Here is a 13,305-nt window from a genome sequence, read left to right on the forward strand (position 1 = left end):
TGCTTATAGAAAAATTGACCGCAATAAACATAGCGGTCAAAGAAAAATATCGAATTTATATAATAAAATCATATGCTTTTATCAATGCAACTGATTAACCGGTTTTCAATGCCCTGTGCAAATTGCTTCATCTTTTCTTCCAGCACCTTAAACTCCTTTTGAAAGTCGAGACCTTTTTCCTGAAGCTTTTCCTTAATATCTCTTTTATTTCTTTTCAATCCAAAATTTAATTACATTTTCAACTTGTTCTGTTTTTAACAGGGTGTGACCAGCATTTTTCGACCAAGCAGGAAGGTCATTTAAGGCACCCCTGTCAGTTACATGAAGCTCAATTACTTGTCCGCTCTCCAGTGAATCAATACCTTTTTTAAGCTTAATAATTGGTATTGGACAAGTTAATCCTGTAACATCTACAAGTGTAGCAACCTTTATTTCATTCATACTTTCTACCACTGTTTCGCCACGGTCGTTTGTTGTGGTTTCAACATTTTTGTTTAAATTGCTTCCGTATACAGAAGAATATGTTTTCCAACCACCATCTAAATTAATAGCCTTAAACCCGCTATTATTCAAGATACGTGCTGCTAGATATCCTCTTAAGCCTACCTGACAAGATACATAAATTGGTTTATCCTTAGGCAATTGAATCATGTTACATCTTAAATCATTTAGAGGAATATTGATTGAACCTTCAATAAATCCAAATTCACGTTCCATTGGCTCACGAACATCGATTAAAAGTCCCCCCTTTGCAATAATCTTATCAATTTCATGCCACTGAATCATTTCCAATTCGCCTTCCATGATATTAGAAGCTACATATCCAGCCATATTTACAGGATCTTTCGCTGAAGAATATGGTGGTGCGTAAGACAATTCTAGATTTGTCAAATCTTCAACCGTTAATCCACCTTTAATAGCAGTAGCGATAACATCAATTCGCTTATCAACCCCATCCAGTCCAACGGCTTGTGCCCCGAAAATTTTTCCTGTTTCTTTATCAAAGATTAATTTTAATGCAATCGGTGCTGCTCCTGGATAATACCCTGCATGAGAGCTTGGATGAATATGAACGACTTCATAGGAAATGTCTAAACGTTTCAATATTTTCTCATTATTACCGGTTGCTGCAACCGTTAAATCAAACACCTTCGCAATGGAAGTACCTAATGTTCCTTGGTATTTTTCTTTTTTGCCCATCATATTATTAGCCGCAATGCGCCCTTGGCGGTTAGCTGGTCCTGCAAGTGGGATCATAGCCTTGGTACCGCTAATATAATCCACAACCTCAACCGCATCTCCAACTGCATAAATATCAGGATTAGAAGTTTGAAGAAAATCATTTACAATAATTCCTCCACGCTCGCCAAGCTCCAAGCCGGCTGTCTTAGCTAGTTCATTTTCCGGTCTGACTCCGATTGATAGAATTGTCATATCGGTTTCGATTTCTGTTCCATTAGTAAGAATAACCTTCTTACCGTGGTCAGCAAATGACTCGACACCATTTTCTAAGATTAACTTCACGCCTTTTTCTTTTAAATGCCTGTGTAAGATACTTGCCATTTCAAAGTCAATTGGAGCCATAATTTGATTAGCCATTTCAATAATCGTAACTTCTATCCCTCTATCAACAAGATTTTCAGCCATTTCAATCCCAATAAATCCTCCACCGATTACAACTGCCTTTTTAGGATTATGAGAATCAACATAGTTTTTAATTTTGTCCGTATCAGGAATATTTCTTAATGTAAATAAACTATGGCTATTGGTTAATCCTGGAATTGGGGGTACAATTGGTCTTGCTCCAGGTGATAACAGTAACTTGTCATAGGATACTTCATATACTTCATTAGTCTGTAAATTCTTGATAGTTACGTTTTTGGCATCTGGATTAATGGATACGACCTCGCTTAAATTGCGGATATCAAGGTTAAATCGTTCCGACATTCCTTTTACAGTTTGAACTAATAATTTGCTTCTGTCCTTAATTGTTTCACCGATGTAATATGGTAATCCACAATTTGCAAAAGAAATATGTTCTCCACGTTCGACAAGAACGATTTCCACATCTTCACTGATTCTTCTTAATCTTGCAGCAGCTGTTGCTCCTCCAGCTACTCCACCAACGATAATTACTTTTTGTGTCATGTTATTCCCTCCAAATATATTTTATTTACTATCTTTATAATTTTATTTCTTTTTAGATATACCCTAATGGGTTTAATACCTATAGGGGTATTATATAATCATTAAAAAAAATGTAAAGCCCTTTGATGAGAAGTTCACATTTTCGTCAAAAATGTAGCGATAATAGGATTTAGAGCCTATTTTTTAAAAATAAATGCGAAAAACGTCTGCCTTATAGGCAAACGTTCTTTAGAGGTAAAGATTTATAAATATTTGGCTTTGGTGTATTAATAGCATATTTTCAATTATTAAAAGTGTATAGACTTGTGCTTATCTAAAATTAAAAGAATTCTCCAAAATAAGACTTATCGCACTGGCTATCCACATGAATGATTATGTGGTAAAGTTCAAAAAAAATAGCCCATAAAGGGCTTTTTTTAAGCTAAGTGTAATTATTTTCCTTAAAAACAGATCGAAGCTCCAACTATGATTAACAAGATAAATAATACAACGATTAAAGCAAAACCGCCCCCGAAGCCGCCACCGTAGCCATAGCCACCACAACAACCACCAAATCCGCCGTATCCACCATATCCAAACATTTAATTGACCCCCTTTAGATGTATTCCTTACAATTTATGTTAAGTCAATTAAATTAGGAAGGGCTCTTTCACTATGATTTTTATTAGGACAAACTCATTAATTATTGCTGCTAGTTCTGATTCAACTATCCCACATTTATTTTCAATTTTCGCTCCCTGGCTTGTAATAATAAGGATCGCCTTTATGGTCCTTCATTTCATTATTATCTATAAATAAATTTCCATCTTCTAAAAAAGTGGCTAATGTAATATTTTCTAATTTTCCACCCATTTTTTCAATTTCGTCCATTAGCCAACTACGATCTAATTGCAGATATTTTAAATTATGGTGAATGATTTGACCATCCATTATCAATGGAATCGGGAGATATTCTTTCTTTACATGTAAATTTAAATCATTAGGTTGAACTGGCCGATAGTCCGATTTTGGGATCACACTAATACTACCTGTTCCCTCCATTACTGCAATGGCAATGTTTTGCGTATCTGTGTACCCTTTTTCTCTTAAATGGGACAATAATTGATTGATAGGCATACGCACCCTTTTCAGCCCTTTTTGATCAATATCCCCGTTTTGGATTAATACCGTTGGACTTTCATATAATATCCATCTTAATTTATTATGTAGTGATAAACGTGTAAATACCTTATATAGAATGACTACGATACCAGCATAGATAATTGCCTTTCCTGTATTATTAACCTCTACTGGACTGCTGATGATATTGGTTAGGACAAGAATATACAATAAATCGAAAGAGTGCATTTGTGCAACAGCTTTTTTTCCAGTTAACCTTAAAAATAAGTACCCCACCACAAAAATCAATAATGCACGGTAAAATGAATCCAAATTTGCATCTCTCCTTAGAAACTTTTCACCCTTTTAACATCCCAAGGGAACTAAAGTTATCTTTAGTATGGGAAGTTTCATTCGTGTCTACACCAGAGATTTAATTTGTTTTTCTGTTTCATGAATTGGGTGAATCTTAAAATCAGCTTAACTTCATCCTATTGCGCTAATACTCTCTCTCCTTTTTTTTATGGTATGATTAATTTAATTAATTACTTTAGGAGTGAAATCATGAGTGTACATAAAGATTTAATTAAACATGCGGCCAATCAACATGTAACCTATCAAGAATTCCTGGCTCTCGACCAACAACGGGAACTATATATCGAGGAAGCAATTGAGTTATGTAAACAAGGCCAACCCTTTTCTACTGATAAAATAAATGCAGTCACCAATAGGATTAATAAAATAAACTTGCGCTTTATACCCACGAGAAAAAACGTTACGGGCGAAATGATTCAGGAATTCGTAAGTAAACAATAATAAACAAAACAAAAGCCGGACAGTTTCTACCATGCTGTCCGGCTTTTGTTATATCTATATTTACTTTTTAAAAATAGTCGCGATAACTTGATCATACGTCATTTCCGTATCAACTGTGAATGTACCCGGACGTAAATTTTTCTCGACACCTTTTTTCTCCACATCTTGAGAGAATTTAAAATCATCAGGTACGATTTTTGCCTTTTCAAGCATTTTACCGACATCAATGCTGGTCATTCCCTGTGATACGGTTATAACTGCTCGGTAGGCAATCTTTTTAGAATTATTATTAGCTGCGGAAGCTGTCGCAGCCGCCTTTTTTGCTTCTTCTAATGTCTTATCATATTCTGCTTTCGGTTGTACAACATACCCAGCAGCTAATAGTTTTTCTTGCATCTCTGTTTCTGTTGGTTGAGCAACAACTTTCTGCACGGTTTGTGTTGGTTTAGATGCTGCTTTTGTGACTACCGGATCTTCAGTATAGTAAACAGCACCACAAATGGTCGTTGCTAAAAGAATTCCGGTCGCAAAGCTGCTCACTACATTAAATTTCATGGGCTAATTTGCTCCTTCCATCCTTTGCTGCTAGATACGGGGCAAGTAATTGGTTGATTTCACTCTCTGAAACTTGTTTTTTCTGAGCAATCGTTTCAATCGAATATTTGCGCTTATATAAATCTAGCACTTCACGTTTAAAAATCATTTCTTCTGGAGTCAAATGAACGCCTGCTTCCTTTGTGACCACCTCTATATCAAGCTCCAGGTTGCGAATTTGCTCGTTCACGTTATTGATATCTTTCATAACAGCAATATGGACCATATCAATTTCCTTATGTTTCTGTTTTTCTGCGTTCCGATTTGATGCTATTGAAACGATTAGCAACACAGCTGATATCGCAATTAACAGAATAAATGTCCATTCCATCATATAAGTTTCCTCCTTATTCTACATAACAAACCACATTTCCCTATTATACATCCTAATCGAAAATAATTCGACGAATTTCGAGTAAATGAGACACAAGTCGGATGTTTTGGGAAATTAAACCTCTCTTTCAATAAAATTACTACATAAAAATGTACCCCAGCTATTAATTGTGAAGGCTAAGAGAAGGTTAGATTTATGATATAAAACTAACTCCTTTTTAAATAAGATATCTTGTCCTTAATCGAGTAAGCAGTAAAAGTAAAATAAGCGGAGCTTTTCCGGTTAAATGCAAAATGGAGCCCGTTTCAGGGGATATAAGCGGAGGTTTTCCGGTTATGCAAAGTAAAAACCTCCCTTTTCGAATTTTTCGAGTGAATAGACGGAATCTCTCCGTCTATTTAAGCCTTTTTTAATAATAATTACGAATTAAGCGGAATTTTTCCGTCTATTTATTAGCTCAGGTGATTAACCTACCGTCCCCCAACAGATAGATGCGGATCCTCTGCAGCTTTTTTAACTTTGAAAAAAGCTAACCAAAGTTCCACTAGCAAGCGTATGTGAGTCCAAAATTGGCGCTAGGTCTTCAAAGAATACCACCTGATTCGGAACCTCAACCCTTTCAATATCTAAAGCATAAACAGCGATTTGATACGCATGATCTCCTGTTAATTCAGCGGGCTGCATCCCGTAGTACGGTTTAATCTGTTGCTGCCCTGTCAAACTCTCAGCTGCATTTTCTGCAATTTCCGCTGTATTACTGTCAATATTAACCACGGCCCAGTGAACCCAATATTCATTCAGTATATGGGCATCATAGACTACTACTGCAAATGATTTCGTGTTTGTCGGTGCACCTGTCCATTTTATCGGCAAACTAATATTTTCACCGCCAACGCTATGCTGGACGAATTTGTGTGGAATATTTCCCCAAGCCTCGAATGCTGGTGAAGTTACTTTTAAGTCATTTTCAGGCAGCGTCTCAATCGTTACAATCCCCGCCCCTGACTCTCTGCCTAGTTTAGCTTTCAATACGGTCAATGCTAAACGAACACTGACAAAGAGTTCACCATCTTCAAAAAGGACCGGGTGATCTATACTAAGTGTCGTAGAACCCGGCTCATTGATCGTCACTTGAGTTTCACCTGCTGCCACTTGGAATGAGAAATCATTAATACTTACAGTAGCAGTTGTAAAAGTTTCATTTATTTTTACCTTAGCACCAACACTTTCAAACACTTCCTTTAATGGCACCAGTAGCTTGGAATTTATATTGATTGCTGGTGTGGTCATGCTATTGCCATTAACTTTTAACGGAACTGATATGTTCCGTTGTAAATCATTACTCATCTCATACACCTCTATCGAATTTGGGTTCATTCTATTAATATCCATCACCTGTCAGTAATTCATTCGCCCTTACAGTTCAAACTCCCATTCCTCTCGGAGTATTAAATAGAGCACAAGAAGGATGTTTTCAAACTCTGAAGTCGTTTTCCCTGCAGGATCCAGTCCGATTTTCGGAAATAATACTTCGGCGATTTGGATTGTTAGTTGGTTTCTTTCGGCTAATGGGAGTTGATGAAAACGATGGACGTATGTACTGACTAGTTTCCATTCCTTTATCCCTAAAGATTTCAGCGTCCATTCATCAATGATGAGACCATCCTTGGAAAGCCCTCTGTTTGTAATTTCGTTTTCAAACGGAGATTGTTTCTTTTTCCGTTTTGCCTTACGCTCATGAACGACAATCGTCCCTGCGACAATATCACCGAGCCGCTTATGTTTGGAGTGGAAAAAGATCATGATAATTCCGAGAAAATACGCAGTCGGCAAGGAGTCAATGATTCGGATGAGGTTCCGAATAAAGCTCGAAAGCAATGTAATACTATGACCGTTTTCCTGTATGACCCTAATTCCCATAAGTTTCTTCCCAACCGTTCGGCCCCCTGAGAAAAATTCAAACACAAAAAAGTAACCCCAATTCACGATAAACAAGGCGATAATCGTTATCGCTATTGGCAACGAATTCCCAACCAAAATAAATTCTAGCTCTGACATTCCGTCCAGAACGAAAAAAAGGACAATCAATGACAAAACGTTAATGACCATTAATAGTAACTGATCGATGATAAAAGCAGCAGACCTGCTTCCTAAACCAGCGATTTGAAACTGAATTGACACAAATTCTGGTGTTTTAATATCTACTTGATCTTCATTCATTTGCTTCCCCCGTCACATGGTTGATTATTTCTATTTCTATTTTTCTACAATCTTACTATAATAAGGAGAATAAAGATTAATTAATATAAAGCTCTAATATAAAGTAGGTGTCAAAATGAATGTTAAACAATTTGTAAAAATGCATCGTGAAGAATGGAAACAGCTTGAAGAATTAATCACGACGTTAAGCAAGCACAGAAGATCTATAACAGGTGACCGTGTCACTCAATACCATCGACTCTACCAAAAGGCAGCCCAAAATCTTTCCTACAGTCAAACCTATTTTCCTAATGATGAAGTTACCCAATATTTGAATGGACTTGTTGCCAAATCCCATAACCTTTTCTATAAAGACCAAGTATCAAGCCTCAAACAAACTCGTCATTTTTTTAGTGTGAAATTTATTGGACTATTGTTAGAGCAATGGAAATTTGTCATCTTTGCGATGATTTTATTTTTGATTGGCGCCTTGGGGAGTTTTCTTTCAGTTATGAATGATCCTCTTCACATCTATGCCATTCTGCCGACGGAAATTGCCAAAGGTGTTGACCCTGATCAACTTGGGAAGGGCCATGAAGCTGTGGACTCCTCCCTCATGTCGGCAAGTATCATGACAAATAATATCAAGGTGGCCATCTTTGCTTTTGCCGGTGGAATCACCTTTGGGCTCGTGACCGTTTATTTGATGGTCTACAATGGTATTATCATTGGAGCCCTCGCTGCCTTGTTTTGGCATCATGGAAAATCGTATGATTTTTGGGCATATATCGTTCCCCATGGAATGATTGAACTCACAGCCATTTTTATTGCGGGTGGCGCTGGTCTTCTTATGGGTTACAAGCTGTTTGTACCAGGACAATTTTCTCGAAGCTATCAATTAAAACAGCAAGCAATAAGATCCGTTCAACTTCTGCTTGGCACCATTCCTTTGTTTGTTATTGCAGGTATCATCGAAGGATTCATCACCCCGGCAGCTATTTCATTAGAAGCAAAGTACATCGTTGCCTTCTTAACGGTAGTCGGCTTGATCCTCTATATGGTAATTGGTAAATTAAAACTTACTAAGATTATAAAAGGTTTTGATTCATAATTTCAATATAATGAGATACGGCTGTAACCGCCAACTTGTCCTCTCGGGCCTCAATCATTTGGAGGCCTTGTTTTTCCCATTTGATTTTTTCTCTTTTCTTTATAAGTATTTGTTGCTGCGCAATACTTTTCCGCATGGCTGCTTGGAGGGAATTCGGCTCCTCCCTAACTCTCCTTAAAAGTGTCTGATCTTCTATTCCAATCATTAAAAATAAATGCCGCTTGCGAAGCCTTTTTAAAAGGACAAGAGCACTTTCCTCATGTAGGAAGGTACGAACATCACTAAATAATAGCAGCAGACTTCGTTTCTTTTGAACCGTTTCTAAATATTGCAATACAGCAGCATAATTGGACTCAGCTGCATCCACATTTACGTCATAGATAGCTTGGAGAATCGTCTGAAGATGCGCCATTCCTTTTGCTGGCGGTACATAGACTTTAATATTTTTTGAAAAGGCTAGGACAGACACATAATCCCCCTTTTGGAGGGCTGCCGCTGTCACGGTCAAGGCCGCTTCTAACGCTTGTTCTAAGCGATTTCCCTGCGACAATTCTGCCCCCATCATTCTTCCGCAATCCATTAAGATAGTAATATACTTTCCGTGCTCCGGTTCATATTCATTCGTCATTACTTCTTGGAGCTTCGCTGTTTGGCGCCAGTTAATTTTACGGGGATCATCGCCGATGACATAATTTCTAATCTTAGAAAAATCGCCTACACCACTGCGTTGCCTCCGAATTTTTAACCCTTCGTAAACCAAATATCTTTGTGCATTTTCTAAATACTGCTTGGTCTCGGTTAAATCAGGGATGACTTTCACAGAATCCTTCAAATCAACGGTTACTTGCTTTTCCCACATGCCCAGCAAACTCGTATATCGAAAATAAAGCTTGTTAAGCTCGTATTTTCCTCGGACCATGGCAGTTGTATCAAACGAAATCTCGGCCGTTGCTTCTTTAGGTATAGAACCAACAATAGGAAACGGTCTTTCGAAGGTCTGCGGCAAACTATCGACCAACCGGTAGCTAATAGGATATACAGAGGGATTCTGCACTTCAATCTTTACCGTATAAGGGATTCCTCTTTCTAATTCATCAGCGATCGATCGCTGAAAGAAAAGCTGCTTTTTAGAGGGCGAAAATAGCAAGTCTACCAGACTTATCAAAAATACAATGATATTTGCTGCAATAACATACTCCCACGCGATATTCCAAACCGTTCCAATCGATAATATAAGTGATAACAAGAGGAAAACGAACAATAATCGCTTCGATGGTAAAACCCCTTTATCTTGGAACAGGAACCGAGCCCACAAGCTCTTCAATAATTTGGTCAACGGTTGCTCCCTCCAATTCTACATGTGGGGATAACTGAATCCGATGCCTTAACGCAGGTTTGGCAACCATTTTGATATCATCGGGTGTGACATAATCCCTGCCTGAAAGGTATGCCCACGCTTGTGCTGCCTTTCCAATTGAAATGCCTGCTCTTGTACTAGCCCCAAAGCGGATCGCTTCTGCCTCGCGAGTTTTCCTAACAATTTTCATCATATAGTCTAATACATTCTCACTCACCGTGACTTTTTCAATTTCTCGTCTAATCCTTAAAAAATCCTCCATATCTAGGATGGATGAAACAAGCTTTTCTTCAAAGCTATTTTCAATCACTTGTTTTAAGATCTTTTTCTCTTCCTCAAAGCTAGGAAACTCTATTTTCAGCTTAAATAAAAAACGGTCCTGCTGCGCCTCTGGGAGTGGATAGGTTCCTTCAAATTCAATTGGGTTCTGGGTCGCAACTACAAAAAACACCTCGGATAGCGGATAGGTTTCCCCTTGAATCGTCACCTGTTTTTCTTCCATGGCTTCGAGCAGTGCAGCTTGTGTCTTCGCAGGTGTCCGGTTAATTTCATCAGCTAACAGGATATTTGTAAAAATAGGGCCTTTCAATGTTTGAAAGGTGCTCTCCTTCATATTGTAAATCGCGCTCCCGGTAATATCACTTGGTAATAGATCCGGTGTGAACTGAATTCGATTAAAGGTCCCTCCTAGAAGATTCGCAAGGGTTCGAACCATTGCCGTTTTGCCGGTACCTGGCACTCCTTCTAGAAGAACATGACCCCCTGCTAAAATAGCGGATAAAAGGAGTCTAAGATTTAGGCTCTGACCTAATATCCTGCTTTCATATTTTTCCAAAAAAGATGTTAATTCTGTTTTCATTCTTCAACCTCTCTCCTTAATTCCTCAAGCTTTTTCGACCATAATAAGTATTCTTGTTTCGTGATTTTTTCTTTTTCAAGAATGTTGACCAATCCTGTTAAGAAGGAATTGATTTCATAAGCAGACAACCCGGTCCACTTTTTCTCAAAGGTACTCGATATATCCATCCATCCTCTGTTATAAGGGATCTGCCATTTTTCATTGAGAACCAGTTTGATATAGTCTGCCTGAATCTTAATTGAATCATGATACCGTTTGCCACGGAGATACCATGCTGCTAGGGCATGGATACCCTCATCACTAAAGCGAACCGACGCTTCTCTTGGTTCAAAAATAGGGCCAAATCGTTTTCCTTTTGCCCATAACCAGAGAACCAACAAAAGTATTCCCTGCAAAACAAGCAGTAAAAACCACATCGGGTACACATTCCAAAAAGTTGATGCGTTTTCCCCGCCATGGATGTATTCATCAAACAGGATTGTGTTCGCTTTCTCTCCATTTAGCAAATAGAAAAGCAGCATTAAATGATCCTTTTTTAAGAGGCTAGCATTAGTCATCCACTTAGGGGTTACTGCTACAATTAAATGACCTTTTCCAAACGATTTTTTCACCGCAATGGGACCAGCCTGATCAGAAAGTAAAACTTGATCTTCCTTTTTGATCTGCAATCGGACAGCTGAATCAATTTGGGCATGAAAGGAAGTATGTTCTTGTGTATAGATCTTCATTTCCTTGTTGGGTTCAACTGACCCTGTTTTTACATCAAACATCCCTTGTGGATTGTTTTGTAATAATACAATGGTGTTTCCAGCCTTCATAAAACGGATATAGGCATTCATCTCAGCCTTTTCAGGAATAAAGGCCGGTTCGACCATAACAAGTAATTGTTGCTCCACCGTTGCATTTAACAATTCTGGTGCATGACTCCAAGTTTTCCCTGCTTTTTCTTTCTCTACATATGTAAAAAACGCCTTGACACCCGTTGGCGAAGGTGAATTGGTAACATAATCTGGGTAAAACTTTGGTTTTGGTGAATAGCTCATATAACTAAAGACCAAAAATAAGAAGAGCAGGATAATAAGCCACATCCATGCGCGTATTTTAGAAAGAGGTTTCATAGACGGTTCCCCTCCTCCTTATCGCTAAGCAGACTTATAGCCTCATTGTGAAATTGCCAATATTCGTCCTTCTGCACATTGCGTTCCCCGTAGGTCACTTCTTCAAAAAAACGTGCAAGCTTAAAAAAAAGCTCAGCTTTTTGTTGATTTACTTTTCTTAGCTCATCATAGTAGTCCCAATTCGTTTTCCAGATCCTTGCCTCTAACAATCCCTTTTCATGGAAGTTAAGCAGTAAAGCTAAAAACAGATGACGGATTGAAAGTGTGTATTCCTCATCACCCTCATGTTTTTCTGCCTCTTCCAGATGTCGTAGATACGTCCAATTCATATCTTTTCTCAATTTAAGGGGCTTCTGTCCGTGCAGAAGACGATTTCGCTTAGAATTACGAATGAGAAAATAAGCAGATAATGCTAATAGAATAATGACAACAGCAATAATTGAAATAAGAATCGGACCAGATGCCCCTCTTGCAGAATCAATCGCAGGAAACAACTTTTCAATCAGTGCTGCCACCCACTCCTTTGCTTGATCCCACCAAGATTCAATGAATCCCTTTGAATTGTTATAAACAGTATATTCTTTTGTTTTTAAAATTTTTTCTAGGTCATCGCGTGCCTTGTCTGTATCTAACATAATCATCACCTAACATAATAGGTTTTTTATTATAGAGTCTTATAGTCATCTAGCATTTCCTTTAAATCATCCGCATCATGTCTTGTTTTTAAATCCAGATACATGACTCCATAACCCACAGAGAAAATCATTGTCGTTACTAACGTGACGAGGTTTGAACTCAGTGTTAACAACACACTATTACCTAAAACGATCCCAAACGTCATTTGGACTCCAAAACTTATACTTGAAATAATAAAATAAAACACGATATAGAGTCCCATCAATGCCCATGTCCGTTTCCTTGACAATCTCCAACTTCTGCCAAGGCCAGGTGAATCCTTATCCAAAACGACAGAGCCGAAATAAAAGCTCCACCGTGTTAATAATAGACCAATTCCAAGGGCGAAACCTAGAAATAGGACGACGCCTAAAAGAATCCCTAATACCATATTTACCTTCGTTGCAACAACACCACCAACGACACCGACAATACCGAGGGGAATAATAATAACCCCCACCGTAATAAGAAAGAAAAGGATACTACTGCCAATCATCGGCCAAAATCGGGAAAAGGCTTGTTTAATCACTGAACTCACGGTATATACTTCATTTTTCCGGACATGATTGATCGTAAATAGGATGGCTGCCTCCGCAACAGGTGCCAAAATAGCACTAACCAATCCGATGACTATTAAACCAATGTCAGCACCTAGACTGCTGGAATCAAAAGTTCCTGTCTCTTCAAAACTCGAAAGGATCTGCTCAAACCAAACACCACCGCTGCCAACCTCTCTAAAAAAACTAGTTCCAGAACTGAGCTGTAGAATAGCTTGAAGCAAGTAAACCGGACCCATGAATATCAGTAAAATCATAAATAAGTCCTTAAAACGATTTTTTGTTAATTGGAAGGTATGATCGAGTATTTCTCCGAAACCTTTGGGTGTCGTAAACTTTTTATCCACCGTTAAAATCCTCCTAGTATCATTATAATAAGACCTATTTTATCATTATTCCGATATATTTAGTGTAAAATGTTGTCAAAGGACATAAAATT

15 protein-coding genes are annotated in these 13,305 nt (G+C 38.1%); 2 read left to right on the top strand and 13 right to left on the bottom strand.

What is annotated here, in order from left to right:
- Positions 1-68 precede the first annotated feature (68 nt).
- The 4 genes from BDR01S_RS26070 to BDR01S_RS13005 form a co-directional block, all read right to left on the bottom strand.
- The gene (locus BDR01S_RS26070) at positions 69-218 is read right to left on the bottom strand and encodes a hypothetical protein (RefSeq protein WP_157412996.1); all 150 of its coding nucleotides are present in this window, start codon (positions 216-218) and stop codon (positions 69-71) included.
- Positions 205-2,148 (bottom strand): CoA-disulfide reductase, encoded by a 1,944-nt coding sequence (locus BDR01S_RS12995; RefSeq protein ID WP_066254858.1) that lies wholly within the window; start codon positions 2,146-2,148, stop codon positions 205-207. Before BDR01S_RS12995 ends, BDR01S_RS26070 begins: the two co-directional genes overlap by 14 nt.
- 440 nt (positions 2,149-2,588) lie before the next feature.
- Complete coding sequence (locus BDR01S_RS13000; RefSeq protein ID WP_066254861.1) at positions 2,589-2,729, bottom strand: YjcZ family sporulation protein; 141 nt, start codon at positions 2,727-2,729, stop codon at positions 2,589-2,591.
- Positions 2,730-2,871: 142 nt separating this feature from the next.
- Positions 2,872-3,579 carry a DUF421 domain-containing protein gene (locus BDR01S_RS13005; RefSeq protein ID WP_066254863.1) on the bottom strand — a complete coding sequence of 236 codons (708 nt, stop codon included), beginning with the start codon at positions 3,577-3,579 and terminating at the stop codon, positions 2,872-2,874.
- Positions 3,580-3,810: 231 nt separating this feature from the next.
- Here BDR01S_RS13005 and BDR01S_RS13010 point away from each other — a divergent pair, with 231 nt between their 5' ends.
- Complete coding sequence (locus BDR01S_RS13010; RefSeq protein ID WP_066254865.1) at positions 3,811-4,062, top strand: DUF2533 family protein; 252 nt, start codon at positions 3,811-3,813, stop codon at positions 4,060-4,062.
- A gap of 60 nt (positions 4,063-4,122) precedes the next feature.
- On the opposite strand, the gene BDR01S_RS13015 is transcribed toward BDR01S_RS13010, so the two are convergent.
- The 4 genes from BDR01S_RS13015 to BDR01S_RS13030 all read right to left on the bottom strand — a co-directional run bounded on the left by BDR01S_RS13015 (position 4,123) and on the right by BDR01S_RS13030 (position 7,210).
- Complete coding sequence (locus BDR01S_RS13015) at positions 4,123-4,617, bottom strand: aminodeoxychorismate lyase (protein ID WP_066254868.1); 495 nt, start codon at positions 4,615-4,617, stop codon at positions 4,123-4,125.
- The gene (locus BDR01S_RS13020; RefSeq protein ID WP_235846557.1) at positions 4,607-4,990 is read right to left on the bottom strand and encodes a hypothetical protein; all 384 of its coding nucleotides are present in this window, start codon (positions 4,988-4,990) and stop codon (positions 4,607-4,609) included. Before BDR01S_RS13020 ends, BDR01S_RS13015 begins: the two co-directional genes overlap by 11 nt.
- 513 nt (positions 4,991-5,503) lie before the next feature.
- Complete coding sequence (locus BDR01S_RS13025; protein WP_066254871.1) at positions 5,504-6,337, bottom strand: YbhB/YbcL family Raf kinase inhibitor-like protein; 834 nt, start codon at positions 6,335-6,337, stop codon at positions 5,504-5,506.
- Between the two features lie 69 nt (positions 6,338-6,406).
- Positions 6,407-7,210, bottom strand: coding sequence for an RDD family protein (locus BDR01S_RS13030; RefSeq protein WP_066254873.1), 804 nt, complete (start codon positions 7,208-7,210; stop codon positions 6,407-6,409).
- A gap of 115 nt (positions 7,211-7,325) precedes the next feature.
- Here BDR01S_RS13030 and BDR01S_RS13035 point away from each other — a divergent pair, with 115 nt between their 5' ends.
- A complete protein-coding gene (locus tag BDR01S_RS13035) occupies positions 7,326-8,300 on the top strand; it encodes a stage II sporulation protein M (protein WP_066254876.1) in 975 nt (324 codons plus the stop codon).
- On the opposite strand, the gene BDR01S_RS13040 is transcribed toward BDR01S_RS13035, so the two are convergent.
- From BDR01S_RS13040 to BDR01S_RS13060, 5 genes are read right to left on the bottom strand one after another with little or no spacing between them, the layout of a single operon-like run.
- Positions 8,278-9,624 carry a DUF58 domain-containing protein gene (locus BDR01S_RS13040; RefSeq protein WP_235846558.1) on the bottom strand — a complete coding sequence of 449 codons (1,347 nt, stop codon included), beginning with the start codon at positions 9,622-9,624 and terminating at the stop codon, positions 8,278-8,280. The genes BDR01S_RS13035 and BDR01S_RS13040 overlap by 23 nt on opposite strands.
- Positions 9,587-10,516, bottom strand: coding sequence for an AAA family ATPase (locus BDR01S_RS13045; protein WP_066254881.1), 930 nt, complete (start codon positions 10,514-10,516; stop codon positions 9,587-9,589). The genes BDR01S_RS13040 and BDR01S_RS13045 overlap by 38 nt, the downstream gene beginning before the upstream one ends.
- Positions 10,513-11,634, bottom strand: coding sequence for a DUF4350 domain-containing protein (locus BDR01S_RS13050; RefSeq protein ID WP_066254884.1), 1,122 nt, complete (start codon positions 11,632-11,634; stop codon positions 10,513-10,515). Before BDR01S_RS13050 ends, BDR01S_RS13045 begins: the two co-directional genes overlap by 4 nt.
- Positions 11,631-12,269, bottom strand: coding sequence for a hypothetical protein (locus tag BDR01S_RS13055; protein ID WP_066254887.1), 639 nt, complete (start codon positions 12,267-12,269; stop codon positions 11,631-11,633). The genes BDR01S_RS13050 and BDR01S_RS13055 overlap by 4 nt, the downstream gene beginning before the upstream one ends.
- Before the next feature lie 29 nt (positions 12,270-12,298).
- A complete protein-coding gene (locus tag BDR01S_RS13060) occupies positions 12,299-13,213 on the bottom strand; it encodes a hypothetical protein (protein ID WP_066254889.1) in 915 nt (304 codons plus the stop codon).
- Positions 13,214-13,305 lie beyond the last annotated feature (92 nt).

The organism is Neobacillus drentensis NBRC 102427 (assembly GCF_001591445.1).
GTDB classification, from domain to species: Bacteria; Bacillota; Bacilli; order Bacillales; family Cytobacillaceae; genus Neobacillus; species Neobacillus drentensis.

Excerpts from the sequence above, each read along its gene's own strand:
- BDR01S_RS12995 (WP_066254858.1), bottom strand. The coding sequence starts at position 2,148 with ATGACACAAAAAGTAATTATCGTTGGTGGAGTAGCTGGAGGAGCAACA.
- BDR01S_RS13000 (WP_066254861.1), bottom strand. The coding sequence starts at position 2,729 with ATGTTTGGATATGGTGGATACGGCGGATTTGGTGGTTGTTGTGGTGGC.
- BDR01S_RS13010 (WP_066254865.1), top strand. The coding sequence starts at position 3,811 with ATGAGTGTACATAAAGATTTAATTAAACATGCGGCCAATCAACATGTA.
- BDR01S_RS13015 (WP_066254868.1), bottom strand. The coding sequence starts at position 4,617 with ATGAAATTTAATGTAGTGAGCAGCTTTGCGACCGGAATTCTTTTAGCA.
- BDR01S_RS13020 (WP_235846557.1), bottom strand. The coding sequence starts at position 4,990 with ATGATGGAATGGACATTTATTCTGTTAATTGCGATATCAGCTGTGTTG.
- BDR01S_RS13025 (WP_066254871.1), bottom strand. The coding sequence starts at position 6,337 with ATGAGTAATGATTTACAACGGAACATATCAGTTCCGTTAAAAGTTAAT.
- BDR01S_RS13030 (WP_066254873.1), bottom strand. The coding sequence starts at position 7,210 with ATGAATGAAGATCAAGTAGATATTAAAACACCAGAATTTGTGTCAATT.
- BDR01S_RS13035 (WP_066254876.1), top strand. The coding sequence starts at position 7,326 with ATGAATGTTAAACAATTTGTAAAAATGCATCGTGAAGAATGGAAACAG.
- BDR01S_RS13045 (WP_066254881.1), bottom strand. The coding sequence starts at position 10,516 with ATGAAAACAGAATTAACATCTTTTTTGGAAAAATATGAAAGCAGGATA.
- BDR01S_RS13050 (WP_066254884.1), bottom strand. The coding sequence starts at position 11,634 with ATGAAACCTCTTTCTAAAATACGCGCATGGATGTGGCTTATTATCCTG.
- BDR01S_RS13055 (WP_066254887.1), bottom strand. The coding sequence starts at position 12,269 with ATGTTAGATACAGACAAGGCACGCGATGACCTAGAAAAAATTTTAAAA.